Origin of the sequence: Kineosphaera limosa NBRC 100340, from assembly GCF_000298215.1 — a bacterium.
GTDB classification, from domain to species: domain Bacteria; phylum Actinomycetota; class Actinomycetes; order Actinomycetales; family Dermatophilaceae; genus Kineosphaera; species Kineosphaera limosa.
This window is the reverse complement of the sequence record NZ_BAHD01000015.1, coordinates 45,736-60,243: the sequence shown is the minus strand read 5'-3', so window position 1 is coordinate 60,243 and position 14,508 is coordinate 45,736. Positions and strand designations below refer to the sequence as shown.

Sequence of the window (14,508 nt, the reverse complement as noted above, 5' to 3'; positions counted from 1 at the left end):
GGCCCCCGTGGGCGCGGCCCAGTTGCCGGGATGGCGACACCCGCGGGGCGGGGTCGGCGGCCACGTCGGGCACTTGGTCGCCGTTCCAGCAAGCCTTAGCGCTGCTCAGCGGAGGTCGCGCGGTAGGTCTTCGAGGAGGCGAAGCCAGAGTTCGGAGGCGGTGGGATAGCTGGGGACGGCATGCCGCAGCAGGCGCACCGGGGCCCCGGTGACGATCGCGACCGTGGCGGCGTGCACGAGCTCGCCGGCGTCGGGGCCCACGAAGGTGGCGCCCACGACGGCCCCGCTGGCACGGTCCACGACGAGCTGCGCGGTGCCCGGCACCTCGTCGCGCAGGAGCGCCGCCCCGGCGGCCGACGCATACGGCACTCGGGCGATGGCGATGTCGAGCCCGGAGCTGCGCGCCGACTCCTGCGTGAGCCCGACGGCCGCGACCTGCGGATCGGTGAAGATCACCTGCGGGACCGGAGCCTCGACCTCCGGCGACGCGGCTCGCCCGAGGGCCGCGGCGGCGATCTGCTCACCGAGCACCCGCGCCCGGTATTTGCCCCAGTGGGTCAGCGCGGGCTCGCCGCTCGCGTCTCCGACCGCCGACAGCCAGTCCGGCAGCCGGCCGGCGAGCACATCATCGGGCGTGAGCCCGACCGACTCCAGGCCGAGATCGCGCAGGCGCGGGCGACGGCCGACCGCGACGAGGATCTCGTCGGCGACGATCGGCCCCGCCGAGGTCTGCATCGTCAGCGGGCCGCCGTGGATCCGGCCGAGGCCGGTCTCGCGCGGAGATTCGCGGCGGCAGGCCTGCACGTCGGTCTGCCGGTGCACCGTCACTCCGGCCGCCGTCAGTGCCGCGAGGACCGCCTCGCCGGCGAACGGCTCTTGACCTGGCAGCAGGCGGTCGCCCCGCACGAGCATCGTTACCGCCGAACCGAGCCCGGCCAGCCACGTCGCCGCCTCGCACGCGACGACGCCGCCACCGACGACGACGAGCCGCTGGGGGATCTCGACGACGCCGGTGGCATCCCGGGAGGTCCAGGGCGACACCTGCGCGTACACCGGCGGGATGACGGGGACGCTGCCGGTGCCGATGACGACGGCGTGCCGGGCGCGCAGGCGCTGGTCACCGACGACCACGAGCCGTTCGCCGGCGAGCCGGCCGTGCCCGCGGACGACCTGCAGCCCCGTCGACTCCGCCCACGCGATCTGCCCGGCGTCGTCGTACCGCGACACCCAGTAGTCACGCCGCGCGAGCACCCCGGCGACGTCGACCTCCGGGCGGCGCAGGCCCCCGAGCTGACCGGCGGTCGCGGCGATCTCCAGCGGTCGCAGCAGCGCCTTGCTCGGCATACACGCGTAGTACGAGCACTCTCCGCCGACGAGCTCACCCTCGACGAGAGCGCAGGTCAGCTCAGTGTCCTCGGTGGCGTATTGCGCGACGTTCTCCCCGGCCGGGCCGGCGCCGAGCACGACGACATCGACGTCGAGCTCTGCCTCGTCAGCTGTGCTCGCCATCGGCTCAGTCGCGGGCGGTCGAGGCCGGTGCGCCGTAGACGAGCGGGATGTAGTCGGGGTGCTTGCCGATCCAGGCCTTGATGAACGGGCAGATCGGCAGCACCTTGCGCGTGCCGTCGGCCCGCACCTGATCCAGCGCGTAGCGGGCCAGTGCGCTACCGACGCCCCGGCCCTCGAAGGTCGGGTCGACCTCGGTGTGCGTGAAGATGATGAGCTGATCGGTGAGCTGATACTCGGCGAACCCTGCGAGTGCGCCGTCGAGGCGCGCCTCGAAACGCTTGGCCTCGGGGTTGTCGGTGACATCGACGGTCTGGGACATGGCGGCCTCCTGAACTCGGTGCTTGACGTGCCGACGATACGCACGAGCGGGGCCGCGAAAGGGCGCCCGGCACAAAGACAGTGTTCGTTTTTGCACCCTGGCATGATCGAACCCATGCGGCTGAGCAGCGCGGACGGCGCCACGGTCGAGCTCCGGCCGACCCGCTACCAGTTCGATCTGGCCGAGGTCAGCGCGGGGGCCCGCGACTGGGATGCCAACTGGCTCGTCCTTGACGGTGCGATCCGGCTGGCCGACGGACGCGCGTGGGCGTTCACCGACCCTAGCCTCACGACCTTCGAGGCGCGCCAGCTCACCGTCTGGCTGCGCGACGTCATCGACGGTCGGGTGGATCCGGCACCTGTCATCGGGGGTAGCGACGACGAGGCCGACGCGGGGCGCCTGCGGACCTTTCTAGAGCCCAGCCTGGCCTTCAGCCTGGCCGCCCGCGACGGCCAACGGGTGAGACTGCGCGTCCACCTGTCGCTCGAAGCCCTACCGCCCTGGCACCAAGACCCCGACGGACCTGACCGACCCCGGTTCTTCGAGTACGCCGTCGAACTCGACACGACGATCGCGGCGCTAGCCGAGGCGGCAACAACCTGGGAGACCGAGATCACCAACTTCCCGGTGCGTTGACACCCGGGTCGTCGAGGGAAGGCGGCGACCTGGGCCGGCTAGCCGCACGCTAAGAATGCTGGCCACCGACGCCCCTGGAGGCCCCGCGCCAGAGCCTCAGCGGCCCGGGATCGCCGCGAGCGCGTCGGGGGTCACCCGGTCGACGATGTCGTCGAAGTCGTGGTGCTTCTGCACGTACTTCTTGACGAAGGGGCAGACCGGCACGACGCGCAGACCGTCCTCGCGCGTCGCGGCGAGCGCCTGCGCGACGACGATCCCGGCGAGGCCCTGGCCACCGAACTCCTCGCCGATCTCGGTGTGGAAGAAGATCCGCTGCCCCTCCACGTCGACGAACTGCGTGAAGCCGGCGACCTGCCCGTCGGCGGTCACCTCGAAGCGGTCGGGATCGGTCTGACGCGACACAGTGGGTTCCATTCGCCCACCCTGGCACGCCGTCGGGAGGCACGCCATGGATCGGGTCGCCACATTCGCCGGAGGGTCAGCGGCCCGCCCCGCCCCCGTTCGCGGTGGGTTCTCACGCCAGACGTAGCGACTTCTTGACGTACTCGCGAGATGTCTCGATCTCGACGTGCCGACGATACGTACGAGCGGGGCAGCGAAAGGGCGCCCGGGACTGGGACGCCTCACTCGCTGACTTCCCGGTGCGGTAGCAGCTCACGCCGGGTCGTCGGGGAGGGCGGCGAACGCCTTCTTCGAGTCCATGTACCAACCGAGCGACTTCTTCGGGTGCTTCCAGCGGCCCCGCATGTCGGCATTCGCCGGCTCGTGGCTCGCGTCTCCGGCCGCGACCGCATCTTTGAGGTGCTGATCCTGCGCCTTGATGACGTCGTCGGCACTCTCGCCGCGGTGCCCCAGGTCGCACGGGCCGCCGAGCTGGCGGCAGGTCATCGTCTTCACGTCTACCCATCCCTTCGCAAATTGAGAGCGTTACTCTCAATTTGAGAGTGACGTATTCTCGGAGAGGTGTCAAGGGACGATTCGAGGCCACGGGGAGCCGGTCGGGGGCAGGCACGCACCCGGCTGGCGCGCGCAGCGGTGATCGACGCTGCCCGTCGCGAATTCGCGCACCACGGCTACACCGCGACGACCATCGAAGCGATCAGCGCCGCCTCCGATGTGCCTGCCGCCACGATCTACCGCCTGTTCTCCTCCAAGCTCGGCATTCTCAAGGGGATTCTCGACACCGCGATCGCGGGCGACGACGAGGCGGTCGCCGTCCTCGATCGGCCGCCCGCCCGGCAGGCCCTTGGCGATGCCGATCCGCGGCAGCGGATCTCCGGTTTCGTCGGCGTGACGGCCGCGATCAACGCGCGCATCGGGTCGGTCTACCGGGTGCTTGCAGCGGCCGCCGACGCCGAACCCGGGGCGCGGGAGCTGCTCGACGCGATCGACGGTCAGCGCGCCCGGGGCCAGGGTGAGCTCGTGCGGTCGCTCGCGCGCGATGCCGCCCTGCGTCCGGGCCTGCGCTCCCGCGAGGCCGGCGACATCGTGCACGCGCTGCAGTCGCCCGAGGTCTACCGGATGCTCGTCGTCGACCGGGGGTGGCCCCCAGCCCGCTACGAACGCTGGCTCACCGACACCCTCGCCGCCCAACTCCTGCCCTGACCCTCTCCGTCGCCGGCGTCAGGCCGGTCAGGCATTTCGCCCCATTCGTTCGAAAACTGTTCATTTGCAGGGCCATTCGGCGTCAAATACTCACAGATACGTTTGCGTGTCGTCACAGGGCATCGACCCCGCGACACCGCCCCTGTGGCCGGGCCTACGCCCGCGGCGGACGCACTCTGTCCGAATCGATCGGAGCACCTGCATGACCCCCTCACCTCGCCCCTCCCGCGGGCGCGCCGGCCGCCTGACCATCGCCGCCGCCGTCACGTCCCTGGCACTCGCCGGTGGGGCAGTCGCCGCCTCTGCGGGGGCCACGGCCGCCCCGCAGAGCGCGCCTGCGGCCGCACAGTCGGCGCCGGCCGCGCAGGCCAAGCGCGCGAAGGCCAAGAACGTCATCATTTTCGTCGGCGACGGGATGGGTGCCTCGCACCGCACGTTCATCCAATACGTGAACGTCGGCCCCGGAGCCAAGCTCGAGATGGACTCGATGCCGATCGCCGGCCGCTCGCAGACCTTCCCCCACGACCCGAAGGCGATGGTCACCGACTCCGCCGCCGGTGGCACCGCCCTCGCGACGGGAGTCAAGACGTACAACGGCGCGATCGGCGTCGACGTCGATGGCAAGCCCGTGCAGAGCGTGCTCGAACTCGCCGCCAAGCACGGCAAGTCCACCGGCCTCGTCACGACCTCGCAGGTCACCGACGCCACCCCGGCCGCCTTCGGCGCGCACGTCAAGGACCGCGGCGAGCAGAGCCTCATCGCCAAGCAGTTCCTCGAGATCAGCAAGCCGCAGGTCATCCTCGGCGGCGGCGAGGACCGCTGGCTGCCGCCGGGCACCCCCGGCGCCTTCCCCGACGCCCCCGCCGAAAACCCAAAGGAAAAGTCGTCCGGCACCGAGGGCAACCTCATCGAGAAGGCGCAGCAACTCGGCTACGCCTATGTCTCCGACGCCGCCGGCCTCAAGGCCACGACATCGAACAAGATTCTCGGGCTGTTCGCCAACGAGGAGATGTTCCAGCAGAACCCGGAGGGTCAGGGCGACATCTACGACCCGATCGTGTCGCTGCCCGACATGACGAGTAAGGCGATCTCGACGCTGAGCCGAAACAAGAAGGGCTTCTTCCTCATGGTCGAGGAGGAGGGCATCGACGAGATGGCCCACAAGTCGAACGCCACCATGGTCGCCAAGGCCGGCAAGCAGCTGGACGATGCCGTGAGTGTTGCCAAGCGCTTCGCCCAGAAGCACGGCGACACCCTCGTCATCGTCGTCGCCGACCATGCGACGGGTGGCCTGGCCATCGAGGACGTTCCCGAGCTGCAGGACGACCCGGGCTACCCCAACGAGCGCGGCGAGGGCCGCACCGCCGAGGACGGCCCTTTCAGCGCCCCCGGCACCGACCGCAAGTTCATGGTCGACTGGACGACCTCGAATCACACGGCCGAGGACGTGCCCCTCACCGCGATGGGCCCGGGCTCCCAGCTGCTCTCCGGCGTCTACCCGAACACCCACGTGCACGACGTGATGGTCCGGGCCATGGGCCTGCGCCGCTGACGCACTTCGGCAGGTCCAGGCGGCCCGTTGCTCACTCCCGGCAACCCTTCCGGCGTGTGTGGCGGGCCGCTTCGCTGCGAGGTCAGGCCCGACGTAGCGACTTCTCGACGTACTCGCGATGCGCTCTGATCCGAGGCCAACGCGCTGACCTGCGGGAACGCCAAACGATCTCGGCGGGGGCCCCCTGCGAGTACGTCGAGAAGTCGCTACGTCCGCGTGGACCCGTCGCAAGTAGTGCCGTGGCGCCCGGCTTACGGAGCGTTCCCCCAGAAACGCATTGATGCCTGGCAGCCCGCCTGGAACGTCGCATACTGGCTCGGGGATCTCGGGGGTCTCGGGGGTCACGACTTGGAGGACACATGGCACGCTCTGGCAACCGGCTGCGGCTGCTCACCGCGGTAGGGGCGGCGGTCGTCGTCGCCGCCGGCGCGCTGACAGCAGCCCCCGCTCTGGAGGCCGCGGCGCACGGACCGACCGCTGCGCCGGCCGCGACGGCGGACCTCGTCGACCGCAGCAGCAGCTCGCTCGCCACCTCGACGCGCGTCAATCCGAATGCGCGGCCCAGCACCGGCGGGGTGCGGTTGGCGCCCACGAAGCGGGGGGCGCTCAACGGCTCGGTGATCGTCGTCGACCCCGGGCACAACGGTGTCTACAGCCGGGCGATCAACACTCGGCTCGTGCCCGACGGGCGCGGCGGCCGCAAGGCGTGCAACACCAGCGGGACGTCGACGAACTCCGGCTTCGCCGAGCACGCCCACAACTGGTCCGTGGCGACCCGCCTGTCGAACCTGCTGCGGGCTCGCGGGGCGACGGTCGTGTTGACGCGACCGAACGACCGCGGTGTCGGGCCCTGCGTCGACGAGCGCGCCGCCATCGGCAACCGCAACCGCGCCGACCTGGCGATTTCCATTCACGCCGACGGCGCGGCCGCCTCGGCCCGCGGTTTCCACATCATCAGGTCGTCGTCGATGGCCGGCGGCGCGAGCGTCACCAAGGAGTCGGCCCGCCTGGCCACCATCACCCGCGACGCCTTCGCCCGCGGCACCGGCATGCCCCGTTCCACGTACTTGGGTCGGGGCAGCGCCATCACCCCGCGGGCCGACATCGCCGGCCTGAACAACAGCCGGGTACCCGCGGTGCTGCTCGAGGCCGGCAACATGCGCAACGCCCGCGACGCCGCGCTGCTGCGCAGCGGACAGTTCCAACAGCGCCAGGCCGCGGCGCTGGCCGACGCCGCCCAGCAGTTTCTGCGGCGACGCTGACCTGCGCTGACACTGCTGGCGCCGGCCCGCCTGATCAGCGTTCGGCGGTGCTCGTCGGTGCGCGCTACTACGCTCGCTGACCATGGACTACGAGATCGACGGACAGCGCCCCCAGGTCGATGACGAGGCGTTTGTGGCGCCCACAGCGGCCCTCGTCGCGGACGTGCGCGTCGGCCCCGGCGCCAGTGTGTGGTTCGGCGCGGTGGCGCGGGGCGACGGCGACACGATCACGCTCGGCGCGCGCAGCAACCTGCAGGACAACGCGGTCATCCACGCCGACCCCGGCTTTCCGGCGACCATCGGGCAGGACGTGACGATCGGGCACGGCGCGATCGTGCACGGCTGCACGATCGGAGACCGAGTGCTCGTCGGGATGGGCGCTGCGGTGATGAACGGTGCGGTCGTCGGCGAAGACACCCTGATCGGCGCCGGCACGCTCATCTCCGAGGGCGTGCAGATCCCACCGCGGTCGCTCGTCGTCGGCGTCCCCGGCAAGGTGCGGCGCGAGCTGACCGACGACGAAGTGGCCAAGATCGCCGGCAACGCCGCGCGCTACGTCGAGCGGGGCGTCCAGTACCGCGCCGGCGTGCGGATCGTCGAGCGCGGGTGAGCGACCGCCGGCCCGACGAACCAACTCCGGGTGAGGATCCGGCGCGGCCCGAACCTCACACGCGACCCGACGATCCGGCGAGCTCTGCCGAGCTGGCCGAGCCCTCTGGCTCCAAGCTGGCCGAGTCGTCCAGCTCCGGGGCGGCCGCCGTGGCCGTGCCCGGCACGATCGCGCTGCTCGCGGCGCTGTCGATGTTCGGGCCGTTCTCGATCGACACGGTGTTCCCGGCGTTCGCGGTGATGGGTCGCGAGCTGGGTGCCGACACGCTGGCGATGCAGCAAGTCACCAGCGTGTACCTGTTGGCGTTCGGCGCGATGAGCCTGTTCCACGGCCCGCTGTCGGACGCGGTCGGTCGCAAGCCGGTGATGATCGTCGGGATCCTGGCCTACGTGCTCGCGTCCATCGGATGCGCGCTGTCGACGAGCCTGCCGATGCTGCTGGCGTTCCGGGCACTGCAGGGTGCCACCGCGGGGGCCGGGCAGATCGTGGCTCGCGCGGTCGTGCGAGACCTGTACTCCGGGCCGCGGGCGCAGGCCGCGATGAGCCAGATCATCATGATCTTCGCCGTGGCCCCGGCCCTCGCGCCGATCGTCGGCGGCTGGATTCTGGCGTTCGGTCCGTGGCCGTGGATCTTCTGGTTTCTCGCGGCCTTCGGGCTGGCGATGGCCGCCCTCACGGCGTCCCGACTACCCGAGACGCATCCGCCGCAGGCGCGCACCCCGCTGCGGGTCGGCCCGCTGCTCGCGGGCTTGTGGGAGGTCGGTCGGCAGCCCACGTTCCTGCGCATCGCCATGGCTGGCTCGCTGGCGTTCGCGGGCCAGTTTCTCTACATCGCCGCGGCGCCGATCTTCGTGCTCGATCTGCTCGACCTGGGCGAGCAGGACTTTTGGATTTTCTTCGTGCCGACTATCGGCTGCATGGTGCTCGGCGCGCACCTGACCGGGCGGGCCGCCGGCAAGATCGAGCCCGGGCGGTTGGCGTCCTTCGGCCTGGCGATCGCCCTGTTCGCCGGGGTGCTGAACGTGACCCTGCAGGCCATCCCCGGATTGCCGCCGCTGCCGTGGGCGGTCGTTGGGCCCGCGCTCATGGCGTTCGGCATCGCGATGGTCTTCCCCGTGTTGCAGGTCGCCATGCTCGACCTGTTCCCGCACCGGCGCGGAGCGGCATCCTCCGTCGGGGCGTTCCTCACCCTCATGCTCAACGCCGCCCTCTCCGGGGCCGTCGCGCCGTTCGTCACCGACACCCGCCTGCACCTGGCGATCGCCAGCCTCGTGTTGGTGCTGCTCGGGTGGGGGTTGTGGCGCTGGCATCAACGGGCCGCCGGGCTCGCCGGGCCAGCCGATCCGGTCGCGCCCTAAGGGCGTCGGGACCTCAAGGAGCCAGCCAGGCAGATCGGCGGCCACCGCAGTGACTGCGGTGGCCGCCGATGTGGTTCTGCTCGCGCCGACGTCGTCCCCCGGCGACGTCAGTCGGCCGGCAGGGCCCGGATGGCGTCGTCGACTCGCTGCAGACCGTTGAGTTCGGTCAGCAGCGCGTCGGTCTGCCACAGCTGGGCTGCGTCCTGCTCGCTGTCCTCGCACCAGGTGCAGGCCCGGATGCAGCGGACGTGTTCGATCTTCTCGGCGCAGTCCAGGCAGATCAGCCCGGTGCACTGGGCGCACTCCAGGGCCAGCCCGATGCGTAGCTCGTCGACGATCGTGTCGATGCGGGCGTGGCGGTCAGTTGTCATGGTGTTCATGTGAATTCCCCAAGTTAGTCGGTCTTGCCGGACCCCTATCCGACAACACCCTCATCGACACTGGACGGGCGATCAAGAGGAAAACCGAGGAGAAAAAAGTCGACCGTCCAAGACGGGTGTGGCCAAAATCGGCGACCGCACCCGCCCTGACCTGCTAGAACGCGACGAAGTCGGTTCAGGCAGAGGCGATCTGACGAACGGCATCGAACGGCGCATTCGAGCGCATCCGGGCCTCGATGCCGCGGGTGACGAGTGCCTTGGCGGCGCTCGCGGCCTCGAACGGCGTTGCGCCCTTAGCGAGTTCGGCGGTCACCGCCGCGGCCAGCGTGCAGCCGGCGCCGCTCACCGCGACCTCCCCGATCTTCGGCGCGCTGAGCACCTCGAGGGAGGTGCCGTCGTAGAAGACGTCCTGCGCGGCGGCTCCGGCCAGGCGCACCCCGCCCTTGGCGAGCACGGCCGCGCCGCAGCTGTCGTAGATGCGCTTGGCGGCCTGCGCCAGATCCTCGATCGAGTCGATGGACTCCATCCCCGACAGCGCCATCGACTCGAAGTGGTTGGGCGTCACGAAGGTGGCCAGCGGCAGGATGTGCTGCTTGAGCGCGTTGTCGGTGTCCAGCGCCGCGCCCGGCTCCTGGCCTTTGCAGATGAGCACCGGGTCGACCACGACGTGCGCGGGTCGGGCCTCGCCCAGGCCGGAGAGGGCATCGGCGACGGTCTCGATCGTCACCGGCGTCCCCAGCATGCCGACCTTGAGGGCGTCGACGGTGTAGCAGGCGAACTGCGCCTCGAGCTGGTCGGCGATGACGCCGGCGTCGACGGGCACGAACCGGTGCCCCCAATCGGCCTTCGGGTCGAAGGAGACGATGCAGGTCAGAGCGACCATTCCGAAGGTGCCCAGCGACTGGAAGGTCTTCAGATCGGCCTGGGCCCCGGCGCCACCCGTCGCTTCGGATCCGGCGATGGTCAGGGTGATGGGAACGTTCGGGTCAGTCATGCGGCCCATCATGCTCGCCGCCCCCCTCCGCCCGAAAGTCATACCTTCAGTCGAGATGCATCACCCCAGTGCGGTGGCGTGGCCCTTGGCGCAGTCGTCGCAGGTGCCGAAGACCTCCACGGTGTGGGTGATGCCGGTGAACCCGTGCTGGCGTCCGGTCTGCTCGGCCCACTCCTCCACTGCGGGGCCGTCGACCTCAACGGTCAGGCCACACTCGCGGCAGACGAGGTGGTGGTGGTGCTCGTCGGTGGAGCACTGTCGGTAGCGCGCCTCGCCCTCCGGGGTGCGCAGGATGTCGACGCGCTCGTCCTCGGCCAGGGTCGACAGCGTTCGGTACACGGTGGCCAGGCCGATCGAGTCGCCGCCGGATCGCATCCGCGCGTGCAGGTCCTGCGCGGAGACGAAGTCCGGGGTCGCGGCAAGGGCCTCTTGCACGGCGCGTCGCTGTCGGGTGTTGCGCCGTTCCACCTCACCCATCAGCGCACCTCCTGTTCACCGTCGGCCGGACCGGCAGCCCGGTTGGGCGCGGCCGGTGCCCCCTGCTCACGACGAACGGGGGCGGAGACGACAGGCTGGGCTCCGGTCGTTGCCCCCACGGGCTCGATGCGGCCGCTGCGGATGTCGTGCTCGTCGTAGTGATCGCCGTGCGGGGAATGCAGGTGCCCGTCGTGCAGGTAATCGCGGTGCCCGTCGTGCTCGACCACCTCGTGCCCGCAGCCGTCGCCGTGCTGGTGGGCGTGCCGGTGCTGCCCGGGACCGTCGTGCCCGTGCCTGGCATCGCGGCGGCCCGCCACCCGCCGCCGCACGGTATCGACGGCCGCGACCACGGCGAAGATCGCGATGGCGCCCAGCACGATGGTGCCCCCGGAGGGGGTCTGCAAGGTGAACGAAGCGGCGACCCCGCCGACGGAGCACAGCACCCCGATGAGCACCGCGATGACGGTCGTCGCGCGGAAGCTGCGGGCCAGGAGCTGCGCGGTGGCAGTCGGCACGATCATCAGCGCGCTGATCAGCAGCAGCCCCACGACCCGCATCGACACGACGACGGTGACGGCGGTCAGCACCGACAGGGTGATGTTGAGAGCGAGCACGGGCAGCCCGGCGGCGCGCGCGTACTCGGGGTCGTTGGCGACGGCGAACAGGCGCGCCCGCAACACCCCGGTCACCGCCAACACTCCCAAGGTCAAGGCCGCGAAGACGGCGAGATCGGCGGCCGTCGTCGTCGTGATGGCGCCGAAGAGGTAGCTGGTCATCGTCGTCCCGGCCCGCGGCGCCGCGGAGATGACGACCACTCCCAGGGCGATGCCGCCGTAGAACATGAGGGCGAGGGCCACATCGCCGTTGGTGCGCCCGTTGGCTCGCACGAGTTCGATGATGATGCCGCCGGCGGCGGCGAACAGCAGGGCGACCCAGATCGGGGAGCTCTGCGTGACAAGTCCGACGGCGACGCCGGCGAACGCGACGTGCCCGATGCCGTCGCCGACGAGCGACAGCCCGCGCTGCACGAGGAAGACACCGACCAGTGGCGCGGCGATCCCGACGAGCAGCGCAGCCAGCAGGGCGCGGCGCATGAAGTCGTAGTCGAGGAGGTCAAGCACGGGGGCCCCCGGGTGAGTAGACGGGTGCGAGCAGGCTGCCGGTGGGTGGGCCGGACAGGTCGGTGACATCGTGGCAGTGCCCAGGCAGTTCGCCGGGCGCACCATCGAATTCGCCGGTCAGAGCATCGAAGGCGCCGGCCGTCACCGGCGGCAACGGCACGTCGGAGGCGATCCGACCGGCCTCCATGGTGACGGCCCGGTGCAGCACCGGGCGCAGCGCCGCCAAGTCGTGGGTGACCACGAGCAGGGTGGCACCGCCCTCGACGAGGCGCCGGATCACCGCAACGAGCAGGTGCTGGTTGGCGATGTCGACGCCGGCCATCGGCTCGTCCATGACGAGCACCTCCGGTTGCGCGGCCAGCGCGCGAGCGATGAGTACCCGCCGTTGCTGCCCGCCGGAGAGGGTGGAGACGTCGTGCCGAGCGAAGTCGCCCAACCCCACGATGTCGATCGCCTCGGCGATGAGTCGCCGGTCGCGGGCGGTGGTGCGCCCGAACAGTCCGTGCCGCGCGATGCGCCCCACGGCGACGATCTCGGAGACGGTGGCCCGGGTCGTCGGCGTGAACGGCAGCCGTTGCGGCACGTAGCCGAGCAGGTACCGCTGGCTGAACTTGGCCAGCGGCCGACCGAGCACGTCGACCTGCCCGCCGAGGTGTTCGCAGACCCCGAGCAGCCCACGCACCAGCGTGGACTTGCCGGAGCCGTTGGCGCCCAGCAGCGCCACCGTCTCGGTTCGACGGATCTGCAGGTCGACGCCCATCACAATGCGCTTGTCGCCGTAACCGAAGGAAGCATCGCGCAACGAAATGACCGGTTGCGCATCGCCATTGGCCGCCGCAGACGGCTGCGCCGCCCGCGCGGGGGCTGTGTCGCCCGTTCCGGCGCTCACGAGCAGCCCTGGCCCTTCTGCAGGGTCTCGAGGTTGGCGCGCATGATCTGTAGATAGTCCTGGCCGGCGCTGGAGTCGGTGAGGCTCTCGATGGGGTCGAGCACGGCCGTGGCGGCGCCGGTCTCCTGCGCCACGGTCTTGGCCACGGCGGGGTTGATGAGCGGCTCGGTGTAGATGGTCGTCACGTTGTGCGCGCGCACATAGTCGGTGACCTCGGCGATGCGGGCCGGGTCGGGCTCCCCCTCCGGGGCCAGGCCGGTGATGGCGACCTGAGTGAGTCCGTAGCGGCCGGCGAGGTAGCCGAAGGCGGCGTGGGCGGTGACGATCGAGGTGTTCTGGCACTGGCGCAGGCCGGCGGAGAAGTCGCCGTCCAGGGTCGTCAGCTCGCGGGACAGCTCGGAGAGGTTGGTCGCGAAGGTCTGCTTGTTGACCTGGTCGAGGTTGCCCAGCTGGTTGTAGATGGCGCGGGCCACGCTCTCGTAGCGGATGGGGTCGAGCCAGAAATGCGGGTCGAGGTCGCCGTGGTCGTGGCCGTCGTCGGCTCCGTGACCGTCGTCGGCGCTGTGGTCGTGGCCGTCGTCGGCGGAGTGGCCGGCGCCGATGCTTGTGCCCTGCGGCGCGGTCAGGTCGGCGCTCTTGCCGATCTCCAGCACCTTCGCGCCCTGCGGGCCGCCCTGTTCGCTGGTCACCGCGTCGTCGAGCGCCGGCTGCAGACCCTGCTCGTAGATGACGAGATCGGCGTCGGCCACGGTCGCGACGTCTTGCGGAGAGAGCTCGAGGTCGTGCGGCTCGGCGCCGGGCTTGGTCAGGTTGACGACGTTGACGTGATCGCCGCCGATGCGCTGGGCGAGCCACTCCACGGGGTAGGCGCCGGTGACGATCGTGAACCGGCTGGCCGTGGGGGTCGCGGTCTCGCCGGCCTGCCCCGAGTCGGCGGTGCCGTCACCGGAGCCGCACCCGGCGAGGGCGAGCAAGGGGATCACGGCGAGGGTGACGGCGAGCGTGCGGCGCGAGGGCATGGCCGCCATCCTGCCGCTTATTGATAATCGTTGTCAATTCAGGCGGGCCGCTCGCCACTGGTGTCCGCGCCGATTCTCAGGCTCCTCATATCCGGCGGAAGGACGCACGACAGCGCCGGACCCGACGGTAATGGTGTCGCACCCCGGAGGCCGAGAGGCGTCCAGCGGGTAGCGGCATGCCATCGCGATGACGAATCGCATCGACGACACGAAAGGTCCAGGGCACCCACATGCTCACCAAGAAGAACCTCGCACTCGGCGCCACCGCGCTCGCTGCCGCCGGCGCCATCGTCGGCGGCGGCGCCGCGATCTCCAACGCCTCCAACCAGGGCTCCGGCGGCGCCGGCTACGGCTACGGCGGCCCCGGCGGCTACACCGCGACCGACGGCCCCGGCTGCCAGACCGGTCGGGGCGGCGACCGCGGCTCACACGCGCACACGGAGGTGACCGGCGCGGAGGCCACGAAGGTCACCGAGGCGGTCACGGCCAAGGACTCCACCGTCACCGTCGAGTCCGTCCGCAAGGACCCCGACGGGTCCTACGACGTGCTGGGCACCAAGGACGGGCAGCGCGTAATGGTCGAAGTCAGCGCCGACCTGGCCACCATCGAGGTCCGCACCGGCGGACCCGGCGGACCTCGCGGCGACGGTCAGGGACGCGGCGGCGACGGCGGCCACCGGGGCAACTCGACCACGACCCCCACGGCATCCCCCTCAGCCTGAGCCGGCGGTCGGGCCGGGTGCCGCGCGCACTCGGCCCGACCGATTATCGCCTGCA

17 protein-coding genes are annotated in these 14,508 nt (G+C 70.9%); 7 read left to right on the top strand and 10 right to left on the bottom strand.

The window, feature by feature from the left end; all coding sequences use genetic code 11:
• Nucleotides 1–105 precede the first annotated feature (105 nt).
• Nucleotides 106–1,509, bottom strand: a complete 1,404-nt coding sequence (locus tag KILIM_RS04945) for a dihydrolipoyl dehydrogenase family protein (RefSeq protein WP_006591535.1) — start codon at nt 1,507–1,509, stop codon at nt 106–108.
• 4 nt (nt 1,510–1,513) lie between these two features.
• The gene (locus tag KILIM_RS04940) at nt 1,514–1,828 is read right to left on the bottom strand and encodes a GNAT family N-acetyltransferase (RefSeq protein ID WP_006591534.1); all 315 of its coding nucleotides are present in this window, start codon (nt 1,826–1,828) and stop codon (nt 1,514–1,516) included.
• Nucleotides 1,829–1,942: 114 nt separating this feature from the next.
• Between KILIM_RS04940 and KILIM_RS04935 the strand changes: the two genes are divergently transcribed.
• Nucleotides 1,943–2,464: a WapI family immunity protein gene (locus KILIM_RS04935; RefSeq protein ID WP_006591533.1), complete on the top strand. Its 522-nt coding sequence runs from the start codon at nt 1,943–1,945 to the stop codon at nt 2,462–2,464.
• Nucleotides 2,465–2,560: 96 nt separating this feature from the next.
• Here KILIM_RS04935 and KILIM_RS04930 read toward each other — a convergent pair whose 3' ends face one another.
• Nucleotides 2,561–2,878 carry a GNAT family N-acetyltransferase gene (locus tag KILIM_RS04930; protein ID WP_006591532.1) on the bottom strand — a complete coding sequence of 106 codons (318 nt, stop codon included), beginning with the start codon at nt 2,876–2,878 and terminating at the stop codon, nt 2,561–2,563.
• A 240-nt stretch (nt 2,879–3,118) separates the two neighbouring features.
• Nucleotides 3,119–3,352: a hypothetical protein gene (locus KILIM_RS04925; protein ID WP_218880796.1), complete on the bottom strand. Its 234-nt coding sequence runs from the start codon at nt 3,350–3,352 to the stop codon at nt 3,119–3,121.
• Nucleotides 3,353–3,427: 75 nt separating this feature from the next.
• Here KILIM_RS04925 and KILIM_RS04920 point away from each other — a divergent pair, with 75 nt between their 5' ends.
• The 5 genes from KILIM_RS04920 (at nt 3,428) to KILIM_RS04900 (ending at nt 8,851) form a co-directional block, all read left to right on the top strand.
• On the top strand, nt 3,428–4,069 hold the full coding sequence (locus KILIM_RS04920; RefSeq protein ID WP_217997052.1) for a TetR/AcrR family transcriptional regulator: 642 nt from the start codon (nt 3,428–3,430) through the stop codon (nt 4,067–4,069).
• 202 nt (nt 4,070–4,271) lie between these two features.
• Nucleotides 4,272–5,621, top strand: a complete 1,350-nt coding sequence (locus tag KILIM_RS04915) for an alkaline phosphatase (RefSeq protein ID WP_006591529.1) — start codon at nt 4,272–4,274, stop codon at nt 5,619–5,621.
• A 359-nt stretch (nt 5,622–5,980) separates the two neighbouring features.
• The gene (locus tag KILIM_RS04910; RefSeq protein WP_006591528.1) at nt 5,981–6,883 is read left to right on the top strand and encodes an N-acetylmuramoyl-L-alanine amidase; all 903 of its coding nucleotides are present in this window, start codon (nt 5,981–5,983) and stop codon (nt 6,881–6,883) included.
• A gap of 82 nt (nt 6,884–6,965) precedes the next feature.
• Nucleotides 6,966–7,493: a gamma carbonic anhydrase family protein gene (locus KILIM_RS04905; protein WP_006591527.1), complete on the top strand. Its 528-nt coding sequence runs from the start codon at nt 6,966–6,968 to the stop codon at nt 7,491–7,493.
• Nucleotides 7,490–8,851, top strand: coding sequence for a multidrug effflux MFS transporter (locus KILIM_RS04900; RefSeq protein WP_255247609.1), 1,362 nt, complete (start codon nt 7,490–7,492; stop codon nt 8,849–8,851). Before KILIM_RS04905 ends, KILIM_RS04900 begins: the two co-directional genes overlap by 4 nt.
• A gap of 107 nt (nt 8,852–8,958) precedes the next feature.
• Here the strand turns inward: KILIM_RS04900 and KILIM_RS04895 are convergent, their stop codons facing one another.
• The 6 genes from KILIM_RS04895 to KILIM_RS04870 all read right to left on the bottom strand — a co-directional run bounded on the left by KILIM_RS04895 (nt 8,959) and on the right by KILIM_RS04870 (nt 13,731).
• Complete coding sequence (locus KILIM_RS04895) at nt 8,959–9,222, bottom strand: hypothetical protein (RefSeq protein WP_157551469.1); 264 nt, start codon at nt 9,220–9,222, stop codon at nt 8,959–8,961.
• 184 nt (nt 9,223–9,406) lie between these two features.
• Nucleotides 9,407–10,234, bottom strand: a complete 828-nt coding sequence (locus KILIM_RS04890) for a hydroxymethylpyrimidine/phosphomethylpyrimidine kinase (RefSeq protein ID WP_040562291.1) — start codon at nt 10,232–10,234, stop codon at nt 9,407–9,409.
• Nucleotides 10,235–10,285: 51 nt separating this feature from the next.
• On the bottom strand, nt 10,286–10,702 hold the full coding sequence (locus KILIM_RS04885) for a Fur family transcriptional regulator (protein WP_006591523.1): 417 nt from the start codon (nt 10,700–10,702) through the stop codon (nt 10,286–10,288).
• A complete protein-coding gene (locus KILIM_RS04880) occupies nt 10,702–11,823 on the bottom strand; it encodes a metal ABC transporter permease (protein WP_006591522.1) in 1,122 nt (373 codons plus the stop codon). The genes KILIM_RS04885 and KILIM_RS04880 overlap by 1 nt, the downstream gene beginning before the upstream one ends.
• Nucleotides 11,816–12,712 (bottom strand): metal ABC transporter ATP-binding protein, encoded by an 897-nt coding sequence (locus tag KILIM_RS04875; protein ID WP_006591521.1) that lies wholly within the window; start codon nt 12,710–12,712, stop codon nt 11,816–11,818. The genes KILIM_RS04880 and KILIM_RS04875 overlap by 8 nt, the downstream gene beginning before the upstream one ends.
• Nucleotides 12,709–13,731 (bottom strand): metal ABC transporter substrate-binding protein, encoded by a 1,023-nt coding sequence (locus KILIM_RS04870; RefSeq protein ID WP_006591520.1) that lies wholly within the window; start codon nt 13,729–13,731, stop codon nt 12,709–12,711. The genes KILIM_RS04875 and KILIM_RS04870 overlap by 4 nt, the downstream gene beginning before the upstream one ends.
• 230 nt (nt 13,732–13,961) lie before the next feature.
• On the opposite strand from KILIM_RS04870, the gene KILIM_RS04865 reads away from it, so the two are divergent.
• Nucleotides 13,962–14,453 (top strand): hypothetical protein, encoded by a 492-nt coding sequence (locus KILIM_RS04865; RefSeq protein WP_006591519.1) that lies wholly within the window; start codon nt 13,962–13,964, stop codon nt 14,451–14,453.
• Nucleotides 14,454–14,508 lie beyond the last annotated feature (55 nt).

Coding starts and splice junctions, on each gene's coding strand:
- KILIM_RS04945 (WP_006591535.1), bottom strand. CDS start 1,509: ATGGCGAGCACAGCTGACGAGGCAGAGCTCGACGTCGATGTCGTCGTG.
- KILIM_RS04940 (WP_006591534.1), bottom strand. CDS start 1,828: ATGTCCCAGACCGTCGATGTCACCGACAACCCCGAGGCCAAGCGTTTC.
- KILIM_RS04935 (WP_006591533.1), top strand. CDS start 1,943: ATGCGGCTGAGCAGCGCGGACGGCGCCACGGTCGAGCTCCGGCCGACC.
- KILIM_RS04930 (WP_006591532.1), bottom strand. CDS start 2,878: ATGGAACCCACTGTGTCGCGTCAGACCGATCCCGACCGCTTCGAGGTG.
- KILIM_RS04925 (WP_218880796.1), bottom strand. CDS start 3,352: ATGACCTGCCGCCAGCTCGGCGGCCCGTGCGACCTGGGGCACCGCGGC.
- KILIM_RS04915 (WP_006591529.1), top strand. CDS start 4,272: ATGACCCCCTCACCTCGCCCCTCCCGCGGGCGCGCCGGCCGCCTGACC.
- KILIM_RS04910 (WP_006591528.1), top strand. CDS start 5,981: ATGGCACGCTCTGGCAACCGGCTGCGGCTGCTCACCGCGGTAGGGGCG.
- KILIM_RS04905 (WP_006591527.1), top strand. CDS start 6,966: ATGGACTACGAGATCGACGGACAGCGCCCCCAGGTCGATGACGAGGCG.
- KILIM_RS04895 (WP_157551469.1), bottom strand. CDS start 9,222: ATGACAACTGACCGCCACGCCCGCATCGACACGATCGTCGACGAGCTA.
- KILIM_RS04890 (WP_040562291.1), bottom strand. CDS start 10,234: ATGGGCCGCATGACTGACCCGAACGTTCCCATCACCCTGACCATCGCC.
- KILIM_RS04885 (WP_006591523.1), bottom strand. CDS start 10,702: ATGGGTGAGGTGGAACGGCGCAACACCCGACAGCGACGCGCCGTGCAA.
- KILIM_RS04870 (WP_006591520.1), bottom strand. CDS start 13,731: ATGCCCTCGCGCCGCACGCTCGCCGTCACCCTCGCCGTGATCCCCTTG.
- KILIM_RS04865 (WP_006591519.1), top strand. CDS start 13,962: ATGCTCACCAAGAAGAACCTCGCACTCGGCGCCACCGCGCTCGCTGCC.